Origin of the sequence: Kitasatospora sp. NPDC058492, from assembly GCF_042720685.1 — a bacterium.
Classification (GTDB): domain Bacteria; phylum Actinomycetota; class Actinomycetes; order Streptomycetales; family Streptomycetaceae; genus Kitasatospora.
This window is the reverse complement of sequence record NZ_JBHXMU010000003.1, coordinates 141216-158543: the sequence shown is the minus strand read 5'-3', so window position 1 is coordinate 158543 and position 17328 is coordinate 141216. Positions and strand designations below refer to the sequence as shown.

Here is a 17328-nt window from a genome sequence, read left to right as displayed (position 1 = left end):
GCGGTTGCGGGGCGTTCCCGGGAATCTGCGGTCGCACCCTCGTGGAGGGGCGAGGGCGCGCCTTACCCTGGTGTCATGGGTGACCCGCGAGAGCCTCCTGAGGGTGCGCCCGACGGTGGTTCCGGCAATGAGGACGAGTTCCGGTCCGTCGTCTTCGACGAGTCCTTCGTCCGGGCTGCCCGGATCCAGGAGCTGTCCGCCCGGGAGCGGCTGGCCGGGTCCTTCGGCCGGGCGACCCGCCCGCGGGTGCGGTTCGGCCCGCTGGGCAGCGTGCCGCGGCAGGCGCTCGCCCTGCTGCTGCTCGTGCTGCTGGCCTTCGGGGCCGCGGTGTACTTCGGGGTCAGCTCGCCGAACCGGATTTCGGCCCGGCCCGAGGGCAGCCAACTGACCGTCAGCCTGGTCGCGTTGAGCCCGGCCTCGGTGGTCCGGCCGGTCGCCGACCCGGCCAATCCGTTCGCCGCGCTGCCGGTCGGGTACAGCGACGGGGCGATCGGACTGGGCACCCCGACCGGGGCCGCCACCGAGCACTTCAGCCGGGTCGAGGTGACCAAGGCGCTCGACACCGTCCAGCGCTACCTGGTGGCCTCCTCGCTGGCCCCGGCCACCCTCGTCCAGGGCGCGACCGCCGACGTGCGGGCCTTCGTCACCCCCGGGGAGCAGGCCCAGTTCGACACCAGCGTGACCCAGTCGGTCGACGACCGGCACCACGCGCTGACCGGCTGGCTGGTGCGTTTCGACCCGGCGCAGGTCGCGCTGGCCGCCGACACCGTGAAGGTGACCGGCGCGATGCGGATCGACGAGGCCGACGGCGGCACGCTGCAGATCACCACCGACCACACCTTCGTCTACGCGCTGAAGCCGGCCGGAGCCGCGGCCGGTGCGCCCGTCACCCTGGAGACCGTCCGGCGGCAGCTGACCTTCCAGTTCGACCGGGTCGACCTGGCCTCGGCCCAGCTGCGGCTGGTGGACTCGGTGATCCAGGCCGGGCCGGAGCCCTGCACCACCTCGATGGCCGGCTTCCTCCAGCCGGTGCTGGCCACCCCGCAGGGCACCCAGGTCCCGCCGCCGGCGCCGATCGATCCGGGCAACCACGCGCAGCCGGCCTGGCAGGTGTGCGGGGTGCTCGCGCCTTAGGGCCCGTCCGGGGCGCCGGCGGCGAGCGGGAGGCGGACCACCGCGCGGGCGCCCGGGCCGGGCGGGGGCGGGTCGGTGAAGGCGGCGGTGCCGTCGACGCCGCGGGCGATCGAGCGGACCAGGGCGAGGCCCAGGCCGGCGCCGCCGGAGTCGCGGGAGCGGGCGTCGTCCAGCCGGACGAACCGGTCGAAGACCCGCTCCCGGTCCTTGGGCGGGATGCCCGGGCCGTCGTCCGTGACGGTCAGCACGGCGTGCCCGTCCTCGACGGTCACCGAGACGGCGACGGCGGTGCGGGCGTGCCGGGCGGCGTTGTCGAGCAGGTTGCGCACCAGCCGGCCCAGCCGCAGCTCGCTGCCCGGGACGGGCGCGGGCTCCAGGGAGACGGCCAGGAAGGCGGGCCCGCCGGTGGACGGGTGGGCGCGTTCGGCGACCTGCTCGCCGACCAGGTCGGCGAGGTCCACCGGCTCGCCGCCGAGCGGCCCGGTGGGCTCCTCGACGGCGGCGAGCAGCAGCAGGTCGTCGGTGAGCAGTTGTAGCCGCTCGGTGTCGGTGAGCGCGTCGCGCACCACCTGCGGCCACTCCACGCCCGCCGGGTGGGCCAGCGGGACCTCCAGCGAGTTGCGCAGCGCGGCCAGCGGGCTGCGCAGCTCGTGCGAGGCGTCCGAGACGAGTCGGCGCTGCTCGTCGATCGCGTGTTCCAGTCGGCCGAGCGTGGTGTTGGTGGTCTCGGCCAGCCGCGCGATGGCGTCCCGCGAGGGTGGCACCGGGACGCGTTCGTGGAAGGCCCCGGCGCCGATCCGGGCCATGCCCCGGCGGATCGACTCCACCGGCCGCAGCGCCAGGCCGGTGACCAGCCAGGCGATCAGGGCGGTGAACAGGGTCGCGGCGGGCAGCACGTAGCGCAGCAGGATGCCGGTGATCCGGTCCTCGGCCTGGTCGGCGACGGTGGGGTTGACCAGCAGGTAGACGGTGACGCGCTGCTCCGGCATGCCCAGGATGCCGGTGTACTGCCGCAGGGTCCGGGAGGAGACCGGGTCGGTGACCCGCTTGATCATGGTGACGTCCCGGCCGATGAGGGAGGGGCCGTTCTCCGGCAGGTGGAACAGCCGGGTGTGGTCGGGCAGGGTGATCCGGACCCGCTCGGTGTGCGCGGGGGAGACGTCCTGGGGGTAGGGCGGGAGGGGTGCGAAGGGTTCGGGCGGCAGGCCCGCGTACTCGCCCAGCAGGGTGTTGGCCCCGGTCTCTTTCTTGTCGGGGTAGATGGTGATGCTGCCCTGGCCGTCGGGGGCGAGCGGGAAGGCCACCTGGCCGTCGGCCAGGACCAGCAGGAACGACTCCTTCAGGGTCGAGGTCCAGGTCTGGGTGCCGGTGGTGATGTCGTGGGCGACGAGCTGGGCACTTTCCTGGGCCTGCTTCTCGGCGACGGCCGTCCACTGGTCGTGGACCGCGCCGCCGACCCAGAGGGCGGCCACCGAGAAGGCCAGCACGGAGGCGAGGGCCGCGCCGAGGGCGGCGCGGATGCGGAGCGAGGAGCGGTGCCAGGGGCGCAGCAGCGGGCGGAGGCGGTCAGTGTGCATCGGGCACCAGCCGGTATCCGGCGCCGCGCACCGTCTCGATCCGGCAGCCGATGCCGGGCACGTCCAGTTTCCGCCGCAGGGCGGCGACGTAGACCTCGACGATGTTCACGTCGCCCCGGAAGGCGGCGTCCCAGACGGTGTCCAGGATGCCGCCCTTGGGGACCACCTCGCCGGGGCGGTGGGCCAGGCATTCCAGCACGGCGAACTCCTTGGTGGTGAGCCGGACCTGTCGGTCGGCGGCGGTGCAGCGGCGGGCCGCCGGGTCGATCCGCAGCGCGCCGACCGCGAGCACCGGCGGGCGGGCGGCGGCGCCGCGGCGCAGCAGGGCGCGCAGCCGGGCGGTGAGGACGACGTAGGAGAACGGCTTGCTGAGGAAGTCGTCCGCGCCGCAGTCCAGCGACTCGGCCTCGTCGTACTCGCCATTCTTCGCGGTGAGCATCAGAATCGGTACGGAATTTCCGGTGGCGCGCAGTTCGCGGCAGACCTTGAAGCCGTTGAGGCCGGGCAGCATCAGATCGAGCACGATCGCCGAATAGGGCTCGGTGAGGGCGAGTTCGAGCCCGTGGACGCCGTCGTGGGCCAGGTCGACCGCGTATCCCTCGGCCGCCAGCCCCTGCCTCAGGGACTGCGCGAGCCGCTCCTCGTCCTCGATGATCAGTAGCCGCATGACGGACATCCTTGGGGGAATTACGTTTTCCCGCAACGGCCTTGACCGGCTTGCCCGGGATATCCGAGCTGAAGTTTTCCTCAGCTTTCCTCAGTTTCCCTTCAGTGGGGAATTCCTAGCGTCCGGGTCATGGATTTCCGACGTGTGCTGCCGTGGTCGGTGGCCGCCCTGCTCGCCCCGCTGTACGCCGCCGTCTCGCTCACCAGATACGGCCGGTTGGAGAGTTCGGGTTTCGACCTGGGCATCTTCGAGGAGGCGGTGCGCGCCTACGCCCGGCTCGAAGCACCGGTGGTCGCGCTGAAGGGCACGGGCTTCAACCTCCTGGGCGACCACTTCAGTCCGGTGCTGGCGGTGCTGGCGCCGTTCTACCGGCTCTGGCCGGGGGCGGGCACGCTGCTGGTGGCGCAGGCGGTGCTGGTGGCGCTGTCCGCGGTACCGGTGACGGCGTACGCGGTGCGGGTGCTGGGGACGGCGGGCGGGGCGGTCGCCGGGGTCGCGTACGGGCTGTCGGCGGGGTTGCAGAGCGCGGTGGCGTTCGACTTCCACGAGGTGGCCTTCGCGGTGCCGCTCGCGGCGGCCGCGGTGGTGGCGCTGGCCCGGGAGCGGTACGGCCCGGCGGTGGCGTGGGCGCTGCCGCTGCTGCTGGTCAAGGAGGACCAGGCGCTGCTGGTCGCGGCGGTCGGCGGCTACGTGTGGTGGCGCGGGCGGCGCCGGCTGGGGGCGGTCACCGTGCTGGCGGCGGTGGCGGCCGGCCTGCTGGTCACCCTGGTGGTGATTCCGGCGCTCAACCCGGGCGGCGAGTACACGTACGGGCACATGGGGGAGTACGGCGGCGGGAACCCGCTGGCGCGGCTGCTGTTCCCGGCGGTCAAGGCGCTGACCGTCCTGCTGCTGCTGGCGCCGACGCTGCTGCTGGCGCTGCGCTCGCCGCTGGTGCTGCTGGCGGGCGTGCTGCTGGCGGCCCGGTTCTGGGTGGACAATCCGGCGTTCTGGCGCACCGGGCAGCACTACGACGCGGTGCTGGTGCCGCTGCTGTTCACGGCGGGGCTGCACGGGGCGGGCCTGCTGTTGTCCCGGCTGTCCCGGCTGGGCCGGCTGGGCCGGGGGCTGCCGGTGGCGGCGGGGATGCTCGCCGTCACGGTGGCGCTGACCGCGACCGGCCCGGTGGCGGGCGTGCTGTCGGGGGACGCCTGGCGGGGCGACGGGCGGGCGGCGCAGGTGCGCCGGGTGCTGGCGGTCGTCCCGGACGGCGCCCGGGTGGCCGCCGCCAACCGTCTGGCGCCGCAGCTGACCGGGCGCTGCACGGTGTCGCTGTTCCCGTACCTGACGCCGCCGGGTGGTGCGGGCGGGCCGGGCGGCTGGGGGCGGCCGGTGGCGGAGTGGGTGGCGGTGCTGGAGGAGCCGGACGGCTTCCCGGTGCCGGTGGCGGAGCAGCGGCGGTTCCTGGCCGGCCTGGTCGACGGCGGCGGGTACCGGCGGGTGGCGGACGGGGCCGGGGTGGCGGTGTACCACTGGCAGCCGGGGCAGGCCGACGGCCGGTGACCCCGGGCGGGGCGCACCGGCCGTCGGCGCGGGTGCGGCGGGTCAGCCGTCGGTGCGCTCGCCCCGGTCGGTGCGGCCGTCCTCGCGGGTGGCGGAACCGCCGCGGGAGCCGCCGGTGAACGTGTCGGCGAAGGTGTCGCGGAGCTTGCCGCCGACGGTCGCGGCGCCGCCGGCCACGTCGCGGATCAGGCCCATCAGCGGGTCCTTGCTCTCCTTCACCGAGGTCGTGTAGTGGTCGGCGGCGGCCTTCCACTGCTCGCCGACCGAGGTGTCCGGGTCGTCCGTGCGGCGCGGGTAGGCGCCGGCCAGGATCGAGCGGTACTCGTCGCTCTCCGCCCACTTCTTCAGCTGGGCGACCCGTACCACCGCGAACGGGTGGCTCTGCGGCAGCAGCTGGAGCAGCTTGAGCACGCCGTCGCGCAGGTCGCCGGCCTTGTCGTACTCCTCGGCCTGCTCCAGGAAGGCGTCGACGTTCAGTTCGGCCAGGTTGTGCCCGCCGGCCAGTTTCATCAGGGCGCGCATGGACGCCTGGACGTCCTGCCCGGCGAGCAGGCCGGCCCGGTCGCTGGACAGCTCCGCCTTGCGGAACCACTCCTTGAGCGCGGTGACGATCGCCATGATCGCCAGGTTGCCGAGCGGCACCCAGGCGACCCGGGTGGCGATGTTGGTGAGGATCATCAGCATCGTCCGGTAGACCGCGTGGCCGGACATCGCGTGGCCGACCTCGTGGCCGATGACCGAGCGCAGCTCCTCCTCGTCGAGCAGCTCGATCAGGCCGCTGGTGATCACGATGATCGGGGTGTCGATGCCGATGCAGTACGCGTTGACCGTCGGGTCCTGGGTGACGTACAGGTCCGGGACCTGCTCCAGGTCGAGCACGTAGGCGGCGTCGCGCACCATGTCGTACAGCTCGGGGAACTGGCGCTCGGAGGTCTTCACGGCGGTGGCCAGGAACATCAGCCGGATCGAGCGCTCGGACACCAGCCCGGCGAGCTTCCTCAGGACGTCGTCGAAGCCGGTGAGCTTGCGCAGGGCGACCAGGGCGGAACGGTCCGCGGGGTGCTCCCAGGCGCGGGTGGAGATGTCGGGGAAGCGCTGGCGGCGCCGGCTCGGGGTCTTCGCGGTCGGGTCGGTCATGGTCTGAGTACCTCCTGGTCGACGGCGGCCCCGGCTCGGCGGCCGGCCCCCGCTGGTCTACGCCTGCAACGACTGTCCTTGCAACGTCCGCGGTTGCGTACTCGTCCCCACGGGCAGCGTACGCGCGGGCCGGGCCACGCCGCAGGGGCCGGTGGGCGGCGCCGGTGTGAGGCCGGTCTACCCTGAATGTCCTGGAGAACCGAGACCGGATCCGGCCGCGGTACCGAGCAGTTCGAGGAGCCCCGCAGATGTCCACCGACGCGCTTGTCAGCCTGGCCGCACCCATCTCCAACGAGGCCGGCCCGGGCCTGTTCCTGCGGATCATCGTGGTGGCGTCGTTCGTCGGCGTCGGCCTGCTGGTCTGGATCATGGCGCGCGCCTTCCGCGGCAACTGAGCACCGCCGCCCCGGTTCGGGCTCACGCCCGGTCAGCGGCGGTGGGCCGCCGAGCGGTTGCCGGGTAAGCCCCCGTACGATGACAGGTGGGCCTTCACCGGCCCGGAAGAACCCCTGGTCCGTTCACCCGAGCCGAGAAGGTCCCGCCGACCATGAACACTGCCGCCGCACTCCCCGTCCTGAACCTGCTCGCCGAGAGCGAGGGGGGCAACCACGAGAGCCTGAACCCGTACCTGACGGGTGGCGCCGCACTGTTCATCCTGGCGCTCCTGCTCTTCGTGACCACCCGCTTCAACCGGGACCGCTGAGCCGCCTCCCGGGGCCGCTCGGGGAGCGTCCGGCGTACCGGCCGGCCGCTCCCTCACGCGTCTTCGGACAACCCCCACCCGGGCGTTCCCGCACCGTAACGGGCGTCGCGTAAGGTGTGGCGGCATGGGAGAGCAGGCCGGGAATCCCGGCGGACCGGAACCGGTGAAGAAGCGCCTCGGGGTGATGGGCGGCACCTTCGACCCGATCCACCACGGCCACCTGGTCGCCGCCAGCGAGGTGGCGAGCGCGTTCCACCTGGACGAGGTGATCTTCGTGCCGACCGGGCAGCCGTGGCAGAAGAGCGACCGCCACGTCACCCCGGCCGAGGACCGCTACCTGATGACGGTCATCGCCACCGCCGAGAACCCGCAGTTCTCGGTCAGCCGGATCGACATCGACCGCGAGGGCCCGACGTACACCGTCGACACCCTGCGCGACCTGCACTCCCAGCACCCGGACGCCGACCTCTTCTTCATCACCGGCGCCGACGCGCTCGCCCAGATCCTGTCCTGGCGCGACTCCGACGAGCTCTTCTCGCTCGCGCACTTCATCGGGTGCACCCGCCCGGGACACACCCTGTCGGACGCCGGACTCCCGGTGGGCGGGGTCTCCCTGGTCGAGGTCCCCGCGCTGGCCATCTCCTCCACGGACTGCCGCAACCGGGTCGCCAAGGGCGAACCGGTCTGGTACCTCGTCCCGGACGGCGTGGTCCGCTACATCGACAAGCGGGCGCTCTACGCGCCGCACCGGACCTGACCAGGAGCGGGCGTGACCGAGCGAAGCGGCGGAGGCCGGCAGCACCAGCACCAGCAGCAGCCGGAGGACTGGTCGACCGGGCAGTACCAGCAGTACCAGGGGGGCTACCAGCAGCAGCCCGAACAGGTCCCGGAGCAGCAGCAGTACGACCAGTACGGGCAGCCGGTGTACACGGGGGACCCGTACGGCGGCTACCAGGAGCAGCAGCCGTACCAGGCGTACCAGCAGCCCCCGCAGCAGCAGTACGACCAGCAGCAGTACGACCAGTACGGGCAGCCCGTGCAGGCGTACCAGCAGCAGGGGGGCTACGGCTACCAGGACCCGGCGTACGGCGCATGGGGGTCGCCCGGGCCGGAGGCCGGGGGCGGCTACCAGCAGCAGGCCTACCCGGCGGCGGGTGCGCCGGCGGCGGTCGAGCCCGAGGCCGTCGTCGCGCCTGCGCCCGCCGCGTCCGCGCCCGGCGCCCCCGTCGCCCCCGCGCCGCCGCGCCCGCGCGTGCCCCGGCCCGCCGCCGAGGCGGCGGGCGCCAAGCCCGAGCCGCCGTCCGAACTGGTCGGCGGGGCCCGGGCCGGCAAGGCCGGCGGCAAGCCTGGAGGCAAGGCCGCCAAGGACGACTACCCCACGGACGAGTTCACCTTCGTCGACGAGGAGGGGGAGGAGTCCGAGGACGTCATCGACTGGCTGAAGTTCGCCGAGTCCCGCAGCGAGGTGCGCGCCGAGCGCCGCCGCCGGCTGCGCAACCGGCTGATCGGCCTCGGCGTGGTGGTGGCGCTCGCGGCGGCCGGCACCGGCGGCTACCTCTGGTTCACCGGCGACAAGCAGACCGCGGCGAGCGCGGCCGGTCCGCGCCAGGTCAGCGTGGTCCACCTGCGCGACCTCCAGGGCAAGGTCTCCAGCGCGCTGCTGGTCAACGACTCCACCGGGAAGAAGGGCACCGTGCTGCTGCTGCCCGACACCCTGCGGCTGCCCGGCCCCGGCGACCCGCCGGTCACCACCGTCGGCCAGGCCATGGACAGCATCGGCGCCTCCGCGACCCGCGACGGCCTGTCCACCGTGCTCGGCGCCCCGGTCGCGGGCACCTGGCGGCTGGACACCCCCTACCTGGAGATGCTGGTCTCCCAGCTCGGCGGCGTCCGGGTGGACACCAACGCCGAGACCCACGAGGGCGGCAAGCCGGACGGCAAGCTGCTGTCCGCGGCCGGCAAGAACACCCTGCTGAACGGGAAGGCCGCGGTCGCGTACGCCACCCTCCAGGCGCCCGGCGAGAACCGGGACGCCCAACTGGCCCGGTTCGGACAGGTGATGGACGCGGTGGTGCGCACCATGCCCACCGAGTTCAAGGACGCCAAGGACGACGTGCACCGGATGAACGCGGTGCTCGACCCCTCGCTGCCCGAGGACGCCCTCGCCGGAGTGCTCGCCCAGCTCGCCCAGCAGGCGAAGGACGGCCACCTCGGCACCACCGCGCTGACCGTCAAACCGGACGGCGGCCTGGACGAGGCCACCGCCGGCAAGCAGGTCAAGGACGTGCTCGGCGGCACCGTGAAGTCCGCGGCCTCCGCCGACGCCCCCGCCCGGGTCTCGCTCCAGGACGCCACCGGCAACGACCAGGCGGCGGCCGCCGCACAGGTCCAGATCGTGAACTCCGGCCTGACCTTCCTGCCCGGCTCCAAGACCGCCGCGCAGGCCGCCAGTGAGATCCGCTACACCGACGACGCCCGGCAGGCCGCGGCGAAGTCGCTGGCGATCAGCCTCGGACTGCCGGACACGGCGGTGAAGAAGGTCGGCGACGCCCAGAACGCGGACCTGGTGGTCGTGCTCGGCAAGGACTACCAGCCGCCGAAGAGCCAGTAGGCCGCGGCCTCCGGCCCGGGCGGCCCCGGAAAAGCGTTCCGGGGCCGCCCGGGCGGCGTGAGATCCTGGAAGGCGACCCCCGGCCAGGAGCCAGGGGTCGCCCCCCAAGCCGCCGAGCCGGAAGAACACCGTGACCGTCACCGACCACAGCCAGCAGCTCATCACCGTCGCCGCGCAGGCGGCGGCCGACAAGCTCGCGCACAACATCATCGCCTTCGACGTCAGCGAGGTGCTGTCGATCACCGACGCCTTCCTGATCGCCTCCGCCAACAACGACCGCCAGGTCCGGTCGATCGCCGAGGAGATCGAGGACCAGCTGCGCGAGCAGCTGGACATCAAGCCGGTGCGCCGCGAGGGCGAGCGCGACGGCCGCTGGATCCTGCTCGACTACCTGGACATCGTCGTGCACGTCCAGCACTCCGAGGAGCGCTCCTTCTACTCGCTGGACCGCCTCTGGAAGGACTGCCCCGAGCTGCCGCTGCCCGAGGACGCCCTGGCCACGCGCAACCGGCCCGACGCCCACACCGACGAGGCCGGCAACGTCGTCGCCCCGGCCGACGACTTCGGCAAGCCCGAGGACCTGCACTGAGCCGGGACGGGCGGGGGCCGCGCGTCGTCTTCTGGCGCCACGGCCAGACCTCGTGGAACCTGGAGTCCCGCTTCCAGGGCACCACGGACATCGAACTGACCGACCAGGGCGTCCTCCAGGCCCAGCGGGCGGCCCGGCTGCTCTCCGGCCTGCGCCCCGACCTGCTGATCTCCTCCGACCTCACCCGGGCCAAGCGCACGGCCGAGGAACTGGCCGAGGTCACCGGCCTCGACGTGCAGCACCACGAGGGCCTGCGGGAGACCTACGCGGGCTCCTGGCAGGGCCTGACCAACGCCGAGATCCGCGACCGCTTCCCGGAGGAGTACGCGGCCTGGGCGGCCGGCGAGCCGGTGCGGCGCGGCGGCGGCGAACTGGCCACCGAGGTCGCCGACCGCTCGGTGCCGGTCGTGCTGGAGGCCGTCGACAAGCTGCCGGAGGACGGGACGCTGGTGGTGGTCAGCCACGGCGGCACCATCCGCACCATGCTCGGGCGGCTGCTGGACCTGGACCCGGTCCAGTGGGAGTGCTTCGGCGGGCTGTCCAACTGTTGCTGGTCGGTGCTCGGACAGGGGGCGCGCGGCTGGCGCCTGCTGGAGCACAACGCGGGCACGCTCCCGCAGCCGGTCATCGGCGACGACACCTGAGCGACGACGCCTGAGCGATGACGCCTGAGCGACGGGCGCGTCGCGGGGTGGGGTGGGGTGCGGGCGGGGTTGCGGGCATGCAGGGGCTTGCCGGGGGCTCGCCAGGGGCGTGCAGGGGCTTCGCAGGGGCGGATTTCGCAGTTCCGGCCCTGACCAGCTAGAGTTTTCCTCGTTCGCAGGGAAGGAACGCGGCCCGGAAGGGAAGCGGGAGATCCGACGACTGCGGGGCTATAGCTCAGTTGGTAGAGCGCTTGCATGGCATGCAAGAGGTCTGGGGTTCAATTCCCCATAGCTCCACTCCGCACCAGCGATCCTGTTCGATCAGGAGCGCCCGTGTCGCGGGGCTGTAGCTCAGTTGGTAGAGCGCTTGCATGGCATGCAAGAGGTCCGGGGTTCAATTCCCCGTAGCTCCACAGTAGTTGAGAGGCCGTCACCCATCGGGTGGCGGCCTCTCGCGTTGCCGGGCCGCCTCTGTGGGTCTGCCAGTTCCCGTCGCCGGGGCGCCTCCGGGGTGACCTGCGGGCCCGGGGGTGGCAGTGCGGGTCCCGAAGTGGGGGCGCGGGCCCCGGGGGCGGGAGCGCGGGTCTCGGGGAGGGGGAGCGGGGGCCTGAGGGAGCGGGAACGCGGGCCCCTGGGAACGGATTCGTGGAGCACCCCCGGGACCGTGTAAAGTGGGCGATGTCGCCGAGGGAAACCGGACGGAAACGGTCGAAAGCCTCCGGTGACATCGCAGGTCAAGGGGCTGTAGCTCAGTTGGTAGAGCGCTTGCATGGCATGCAAGAGGTCCGGGGTTCAATTCCCCGTAGCTCCACAGCAGTCGAGGGCCGCCTCCCGAAATGGGAGGCGGCCCTTCGGCGTTCTGCGCATGCCACCGGCGGAAGGGCCGGAAAGACCGCTACCGTCGTTCCATGGCCGATCTGGAGCGAAGGCGGAACGAGGAACTGGCCCGGATACTGCACCAGCTCGGCTGGAGTCCGGAACGGCTCGCCCGCGAGGTGAGCCTCGCCCTGCCGCCAGGCCTGGCCATCAGCTCCACCGCCCCCTACAAGTGGCGCGACCGCGGCATGGTGCCGCGCAGCCCGCACGACCAGACCGTCTGCGAAGTGCTCAGCCGCACCCTCGGCATCGCCGTCACCTACGAACAGCTCTGGGGCCGGATGGGCGGCCACCGCGGCGCCAAGATCCTCTCGCCCCGGCTGCTCACCGACCCGTGGACCGCCGACACCGCCCAGACCGCGCTGCGCGAGGCCGCCACCGACGCCGGGCCCGTCCGCCTCACCGACCTCTTCCGCGGCGCCGACCTCGACCAGGCCGCCGAACGGCTCGCCTCCCCGCCCCCGCCCGTCGGGGGCGGCGAAGGGGCGCTGCGCATCGACCCCGGCCTCGTCGGCGACCTCGGCCTGTCCTACCGCAGCAAGCAGCGGCTCGAACGCTCCTGCGGCGGCGGACTCGTCCTCGGCCCCACCCGGGCCGAACTCGCCATGCTGGCCAAGCTGCTGGAACTCGGCGCCTACGACGAACGGGTCGGCCGCGAGCTGTACGGCACGGCCAGCCGGCTCGCCCGGCTGGCCGGCTGGGCCGCGTACGACCTCGGCCACGACGCGGCCGCCCAGCGCGCCTTCGTCGCCGCCCTGCGGGCCGCCCACGTCAGCGGCGACGTCCGGCTCGGCGTCGCCGTGCTCGGCGGCCTGGTGGTGCTCGCCACCCAGGGCACCGGAGGGCGCGGCCTGGACGCCGTCGCCGCGCTCAACACCGCCCTGGCCCGGCACGGCTCCGTACTGAGCCCCGTCGGCCGGGCCCGGCAACTCGGCCGGATCGCCCGCGCGCACGGCCGCCGGGGCGAGGCCGAGCAGGCCGAGGCCGCCGCCGCCCGGGCCTTCGCCGAACTCGACGGCGTGCCCGGCACGGAGGCGGCCCGCGCCGAACTCGCCGGGATGGTGGGGGAGGGGCGGCTGGCACTCGGCCAGCACCGGATGGCCAAGGCGCTGCTCGCCGAGGCCGTCGCCGGGCTGGGGGCCGGCCGCGGGCGGTCCAAGGCGCTGCTGATGGTCCGCCTCGCCGAGACCCACCGGCGCCTCGGCGACCAGCGGGAGGCCGCCCGCACCGCGTCGCTCGCCCGGGCGCTCGCGGCGGGCATGCAGTCCGAGCGGCTGGCGCGGGCGCTGCGCGACTTCGACGCGGCGACGCGGGCGGCGTCGGCGTCGGCGGGGCGGTGAGGTCTGTGTGTGGCGGGGCGGGGGCGGGGGCGGGGGCGGCGTCGGTGGGGCGGGGGCTGCGTGTGGTGGGGGGCTTCCCGGGTCGGCGGTGAGGTCCGTGCGGGGGCGGGCCCGGGGCCGTCGGGCCCCGGTGGATACCCGGGAGCGCGCTGATCTGCTTGCGGTACCCTGAGCCCATGCGAACCGTGCGCCTGCTCCTTAGCCGGCCGCGCTGACCAGGACCGGTTACGCCCTCGGGCGGTGCCGGAGTCGGCGTGGCGTCCCCTCCTGCGAGGGGATTTTTTGTTTTCCGCCCCCGTTCACGGGCCGGCCGTGTCCGCGGTTCGCCAACTGACATCGATGGAGCTTGAAGGACCATGAGCGAGACGACCCCTGCGTCCGGCACGGCCGAGACCGCGACCGAGCCGTTCCGGTACAGCGCCGCGCTGGCGGCGGAGATCGAGTCCCGCTGGCAGGACCTCTGGGAGAAGGAGGGCACCTTCAACGCCCCCAACCCCGCCGGTGCGCTGGCCGACCCGGCGGCCGGAGACGTCGCCGCGAAGCCGCACAGCTTCATCATGGACATGTTCCCGTACCCCTCGGGCGCGGGCCTGCACGTCGGCCACCCGCTGGGCTACATCGCCACCGACGTCTACGCCCGCTACCAGCGGATGACCGGCCACAACGTGCTGCACACGCTGGGCTACGACGCGTTCGGCCTGCCCGCCGAGCAGTACGCGGTGCAGACCGGCACCCACCCGCGGGTCTCCACCGAGGCCAACATCGCCAACATGCGCCAGCAGCTGCGCCGGCTGGGCCTGGGCCACGACCCGCGCCGCTCGATCTCCACGATCGACCCGGAGTACTACCGCTGGACCCAGTGGATCTTCCTGCAGATCTTCAACTCCTGGTACGACGAGCAGGCCGGCCGGGCCCGGCCGATCGCCGAGCTGATCGCCCGGTTCGAGTCCGGCGCGAAGCCGACCCCGGACGGGCGCCCGTGGGCCGACCTGTCCGCCGCCGAGCGCGACGAACTGCTGGGCGAGTACCGGCTGGCGTACTCCAAGGAGGTGCCGGTCAACTGGTGCCCCGGCCTGGGCACCGTCCTGGCCAACGAGGAGGTCACCGCGGACGGCCGCTCCGAGCGCGGCAACTTCCCGGTGTTCAAGTCCAACCTGCGCCAGTGGATGATGCGCATCACCGCGTACTCCGACCGCCTGATCTCCGACCTGGACCTGCTGGACTGGCCCGAGGCCATCAAGCTCCAGCAGCGCAACTGGATCGGGCGCTCCGAGGGCGCCCGGGTCGACTTCGCCGTCGACTCCGGTGAGAAGATCACCGTCTTCACCACCCGGCCCGACACCCTGTTCGGCGCCACCTACATGGTGCTGGCCCCCGAGCACGGCCTGGTCGACTCGATCGTCCCGGCCGCCTGGCCCGCGGACGTGCCCGCCGAGTGGACCGGCGGCGCCGCCACCCCCGCCGAGGCCGTCGCCGCCTACCGCGCCACCGCCGCCGCCAAGTCGGACGTCGAGCGGCAGGTCGAGGCCAAGGTCAAGACCGGCGTCTTCACCGGCGCCTACGCCGTGAACCCGGTCAGCGGCGCGTCCGTCCCGGTGTTCATCGCCGACTACGTGCTGATGGGCTACGGCACCGGCGCCATCATGGCCGTCCCCGCCCACGACCACCGCGACTTCGCCTTCGCCCGCGCCTTCGCGCTGCCGATGCGCTGCGTCGTCCAGCCCACCGACGGGCGCGGCGAGGACCCGGCCGCCTGGGACGACGCCTTCGACACCTACGACTCCGTCATCGTCAACTCCTCCCGGGACGGGCTGACGCTGGACGGGCTGGGCGTCGTCGACGCCAAGGCCGCCGTCACCGCCTGGCTGGCCGAGCGCGGCATCGGCGAGGGCACCGTCAACTACCGTCTGCGGGACTGGCTGTTCAGCCGCCAGCGGTACTGGGGCGAGCCCTTCCCGATCGTCTACGACGAGGACGGCGTCATGCACGCGCTGCCCGAGTCGATGCTGCCGGTCGAGGTCCCCGAGGTCGAGGACTACTCGCCGCACACCTACGACCCGTACGACGCCACCTCCTCGCCCAAGACCCCGCTGTCGCGCAACGAGGCCTGGGTCAACGTCGAACTGGACCTGGGCGACGGCGTCCGCACCTACCGGCGCGAGACCAACACCATGCCCAACTGGGCGGGTTCGTGCTGGTACGAGCTGCGCTACGTCGACCCGTCGAACTCCTCGGCGGTCGTCGACCCGGCCAACGAGAAGTACTGGCTCGGCCCCACGGCCACCAAGCCGGCCGGCGGCGCCGACCTGTACGTCGGCGGTGCCGAGCACGCCGTGCTGCACCTGCTGTACGCGCGCTTCTGGCACAAGGTGCTGCACGACCTGGGCCACGTCTCGTCCGTCGAGCCGTTCCACAAGCTGTTCAACCAGGGCATGATCACCGCCGACGTCTACCGCGACGAGCGCGGCTTCCCGGTGCCCGCCGCCGAGGTCGAGGAGCGCGACGGCCAGTACTTCTGGCAGGGCGAGGCCGTCAAGCGCGAGGCCGGCAAGATGGGCAAGTCCCTGAAGAACGCCGTCGCCCCCGACGAGATCGCCGACGAGTACGGCGCCGACACGCTGCGCCTGTACGAGATGTCCATGGGCCCGCTGGACGTCTCCCGCCCCTGGGACACCCGCGCCGTCGTCGGCTCGTACCGCTTCCTGCAGCGGCTGTGGCGCAACGTCGTCTCGGAGGCCACCGGCGACCTGGTCGTCACCGAGGAGGAGCCGGACGAGGCGACGCTGCGTGCCCTGCACAAGGCGATCGACGGCATCCGCGGCGACATGGCCGGGCTGCGGTTCAACACGGCCGTCGCCAAGGCGATCGAGCTGAACAACTACCTGGTCAAGCGCGGCTCCACGCCGCGCGCCGTGGCCGAGCAGCTGGTCCTGATCGTCGCGCCGCTGGCCCCGCACATCGCCGAGGAGCTGTGGCGCCGGCTGGGCCACGACGAGTCGCTGGCGCACACCGACTACCCGGTCGCCGACCCGGCGTACGTGGTGGACGAGACGGTGACCTGCGTGGTGCAGCTCAAGGGCAAGGTGAAGGCCAGGCTGGAGGTCGCGCCGACGATCTCGGACGCCGAGCTGGAGGCGCTGGCGCTGGCCGACCCGGCCGTCGTCGCGGCGATCGGCGAGGCGCCGGTGCGCAAGGTGATCGCGCGGGCGCCGAAGCTGGTGAACATCGTTACGGGCTGAGGCTGAGAGGCTGAGGCTCAGGTCGGTCGGCTGCGGTTGAGGTCGGCCGGCTGCGGTTGAGGTCGCGCGGCTGATGTCGGTCGGTTGGTAGTCGGCCGGCTGAGGCTGCTGGGGCGGGTGTCCTTCGGGACGCCCGCCCTTGCTCGTGCCCGGGGCCCTGGGAGGACCCCCGAACCCTCGGGGAGATCCCCGATCTGTCCCTGATCTCCGCTGCCCGGGCCCGTTCCGTCCGCCCCGGGCCCGATCCGGCGGCTACCGTGGAACCCTCGGCAGTACGGCCCGCGTTGGGTCCGGTGGGGGCCGAAACGGTGGCGGAAGGTGGCTCGCGATGGACGCGTTCGGCGTGATGATCGGCCTGGTCCTGCTCTTCGGGATCGCGGCGTTCGTCCTGGCCGTGGTCGGCACGGTCAAGGCGGCGAAGGCCGTCGCCACGAAGATCGGGCGGCACGAGGCCAACGCCCGGCGCGCCGTGGAGAACGCCACCCTCAAGGCGAAGACCTTCACCAAGGTCGGACCGCCCGGCCAGATCGCCGCCGTCCGGCTCGGCCTGCGCACCTCGCTCGACGGCACCCGGCAGGTGCTGGAGAGCGGCCTCCCCCAGGACGGCCAGCTCGGCGAGTCCCTCGCCCTGCTCGGCAGGCTCGACGCACACGCCGCCGAACTCGACGGCGAACTGCGGATGCTGGAGCGGGAGCCGGACACCGCGCGGATCGCGGCCAAGCTGCCGGAGCTGCGCGAGCGCGCCGAACGGATCACCCACTCCGCGGAGACCATGCGCTGGGCCGCGCAGGACCGGATGCACCGGTTCGCGGACGACGAGCTGAGCCGGCTCAGCCAGGAGTGCGAGAGCGAGGCGGGGGCGCTGCGGCACTGGGACACCTCGGGGGAGTCGTCGTCCGCGTCCGCCTCCGGCTCCGGCTCCGCTGCGTCCTCCGCGTCCTCCGCGTCCTCGGGTTCGGGGGCGTCCTCGGGTTCGGGTTCTGGCTCGGGGGCGGCCTCCGGGGGTGCTGCGCGGGCCGGGCTGACGGACGGGAAGGGCCGTCCGAGCGCCGAGGAGCTCCTCGGACTCGCCGACCCGCTGGCCAAGCTGGCCCAGCGGCTGCGGAAGCCGTCGGCGGGGCCCACGGCAGGCTGAGCTGAGCCGAGCCTGAGCCGAGCACCCCGCGCCGGGTGCTGCGGCCGTGCTTCGGCGGGTGCTGCGTGCTTGCTCCGGCGGCGCCCTCGGGGCCTTTCGGGGCTCGCACCCGGGCGCTGTCCTCCCGGACGAAC

14 protein-coding genes and 3 tRNA genes are annotated in these 17328 nt (G+C 73.3%); 14 read left to right on the top strand and 3 right to left on the bottom strand.

What is annotated here, in order from left to right:
• Positions 1-75 precede the first annotated feature (75 nt).
• Positions 76-1134: a hypothetical protein gene (locus tag ACFWPI_RS03445; RefSeq protein WP_063347548.1), complete on the top strand. Its 1059-nt coding sequence runs from the start codon at positions 76-78 to the stop codon at positions 1132-1134.
• Here the strand turns inward: ACFWPI_RS03445 and ACFWPI_RS03440 are convergent.
• Complete coding sequence (locus ACFWPI_RS03440) at positions 1131-2711, bottom strand: ATP-binding protein (protein ID WP_380371271.1); 1581 nt, start codon at positions 2709-2711, stop codon at positions 1131-1133. The genes ACFWPI_RS03445 and ACFWPI_RS03440 overlap by 4 nt on opposite strands.
• Positions 2701-3378, bottom strand: a complete 678-nt coding sequence (locus ACFWPI_RS03435; protein WP_380371273.1) for a response regulator transcription factor — start codon at positions 3376-3378, stop codon at positions 2701-2703. The genes ACFWPI_RS03440 and ACFWPI_RS03435 overlap by 11 nt, the downstream gene beginning before the upstream one ends.
• Positions 3379-3507: 129 nt before the next feature.
• Between ACFWPI_RS03435 and ACFWPI_RS03430 the strand changes: the two genes are divergently transcribed.
• Positions 3508-4920 (top strand): DUF2079 domain-containing protein, encoded by a 1413-nt coding sequence (locus ACFWPI_RS03430; RefSeq protein ID WP_380371275.1) that lies wholly within the window; start codon positions 3508-3510, stop codon positions 4918-4920.
• A 42-nt stretch (positions 4921-4962) separates the two neighbouring features.
• Here the strand turns inward: ACFWPI_RS03430 and ACFWPI_RS03425 are convergent, their stop codons facing one another.
• Positions 4963-6057 carry a M48 family metallopeptidase gene (locus tag ACFWPI_RS03425; protein ID WP_063347544.1) on the bottom strand — a complete coding sequence of 365 codons (1095 nt, stop codon included), beginning with the start codon at positions 6055-6057 and terminating at the stop codon, positions 4963-4965.
• Positions 6058-6305: 248 nt separating this feature from the next.
• Between ACFWPI_RS03425 and ACFWPI_RS03420 the strand changes: the two genes are divergently transcribed.
• The 12 genes from ACFWPI_RS03420 to ACFWPI_RS03365 all read left to right on the top strand — a co-directional run bounded on the left by ACFWPI_RS03420 (position 6306) and on the right by ACFWPI_RS03365 (position 17194).
• Positions 6306-6452 carry a hypothetical protein gene (locus ACFWPI_RS03420; RefSeq protein ID WP_159398425.1) on the top strand — a complete coding sequence of 49 codons (147 nt, stop codon included), beginning with the start codon at positions 6306-6308 and terminating at the stop codon, positions 6450-6452.
• A gap of 152 nt (positions 6453-6604) precedes the next feature.
• Positions 6605-6760: a hypothetical protein gene (locus ACFWPI_RS03415; protein WP_167745857.1), complete on the top strand. Its 156-nt coding sequence runs from the start codon at positions 6605-6607 to the stop codon at positions 6758-6760.
• 124 nt (positions 6761-6884) lie between these two features.
• A complete protein-coding gene (gene nadD, locus ACFWPI_RS03410) occupies positions 6885-7517 on the top strand; it encodes a nicotinate-nucleotide adenylyltransferase (RefSeq protein WP_063347543.1) in 633 nt (210 codons plus the stop codon).
• A 12-nt stretch (positions 7518-7529) separates the two neighbouring features.
• Positions 7530-9371: an LCP family protein gene (locus ACFWPI_RS03405; protein ID WP_380424548.1), complete on the top strand. Its 1842-nt coding sequence runs from the start codon at positions 7530-7532 to the stop codon at positions 9369-9371.
• 130 nt (positions 9372-9501) lie between these two features.
• On the top strand, positions 9502-9960 hold the full coding sequence (rsfS, locus tag ACFWPI_RS03400; protein ID WP_063347541.1) for a ribosome silencing factor: 459 nt from the start codon (positions 9502-9504) through the stop codon (positions 9958-9960).
• Positions 9957-10604 (top strand): histidine phosphatase family protein, encoded by a 648-nt coding sequence (locus ACFWPI_RS03395; RefSeq protein ID WP_063351096.1) that lies wholly within the window; start codon positions 9957-9959, stop codon positions 10602-10604. Before rsfS ends, ACFWPI_RS03395 begins: the two co-directional genes overlap by 4 nt.
• A 224-nt stretch (positions 10605-10828) precedes the next feature.
• Positions 10829-10901, top strand: a tRNA-Ala gene (locus ACFWPI_RS03390).
• 43 nt (positions 10902-10944) lie between these two features.
• A tRNA-Ala gene (locus tag ACFWPI_RS03385) sits at positions 10945-11017 on the top strand.
• Between the two features lie 325 nt (positions 11018-11342).
• Positions 11343-11415, top strand: a tRNA-Ala gene (locus ACFWPI_RS03380).
• A 97-nt stretch (positions 11416-11512) separates the two neighbouring features.
• Positions 11513-12820, top strand: a complete 1308-nt coding sequence (locus ACFWPI_RS03375; protein ID WP_380336878.1) for a hypothetical protein — start codon at positions 11513-11515, stop codon at positions 12818-12820.
• A gap of 356 nt (positions 12821-13176) precedes the next feature.
• Positions 13177-16059 carry a leucine--tRNA ligase gene (gene leuS, locus ACFWPI_RS03370; protein ID WP_380378489.1) on the top strand — a complete coding sequence of 961 codons (2883 nt, stop codon included), beginning with the start codon at positions 13177-13179 and terminating at the stop codon, positions 16057-16059.
• A gap of 328 nt (positions 16060-16387) precedes the next feature.
• Positions 16388-17194 (top strand): hypothetical protein, encoded by an 807-nt coding sequence (locus ACFWPI_RS03365; RefSeq protein ID WP_380378491.1) that lies wholly within the window; start codon positions 16388-16390, stop codon positions 17192-17194.
• Positions 17195-17328: the final 134 nt, after the last annotated feature.

Coding starts and splice junctions, on each gene's coding strand:
- ACFWPI_RS03415 (WP_167745857.1), top strand. CDS start 6,605: ATGAACACTGCCGCCGCACTCCCCGTCCTGAACCTGCTCGCCGAGAGC.
- ACFWPI_RS03420 (WP_159398425.1), top strand. CDS start 6,306: ATGTCCACCGACGCGCTTGTCAGCCTGGCCGCACCCATCTCCAACGAG.
- ACFWPI_RS03440 (WP_380371271.1), bottom strand. CDS start 2,711: ATGCACACTGACCGCCTCCGCCCGCTGCTGCGCCCCTGGCACCGCTCC.
- ACFWPI_RS03430 (WP_380371275.1), top strand. CDS start 3,508: ATGGATTTCCGACGTGTGCTGCCGTGGTCGGTGGCCGCCCTGCTCGCC.
- ACFWPI_RS03425 (WP_063347544.1), bottom strand. CDS start 6,057: ATGACCGACCCGACCGCGAAGACCCCGAGCCGGCGCCGCCAGCGCTTC.
- ACFWPI_RS03445 (WP_063347548.1), top strand. CDS start 76: ATGGGTGACCCGCGAGAGCCTCCTGAGGGTGCGCCCGACGGTGGTTCC.
- ACFWPI_RS03375 (WP_380336878.1), top strand. CDS start 11,513: ATGGCCGATCTGGAGCGAAGGCGGAACGAGGAACTGGCCCGGATACTG.
- leuS (WP_380378489.1), top strand. CDS start 13,177: ATGAGCGAGACGACCCCTGCGTCCGGCACGGCCGAGACCGCGACCGAG.
- nadD (WP_063347543.1), top strand. CDS start 6,885: ATGGGAGAGCAGGCCGGGAATCCCGGCGGACCGGAACCGGTGAAGAAG.
- ACFWPI_RS03435 (WP_380371273.1), bottom strand. CDS start 3,378: ATGCGGCTACTGATCATCGAGGACGAGGAGCGGCTCGCGCAGTCCCTG.
- ACFWPI_RS03365 (WP_380378491.1), top strand. CDS start 16,388: ATGGACGCGTTCGGCGTGATGATCGGCCTGGTCCTGCTCTTCGGGATC.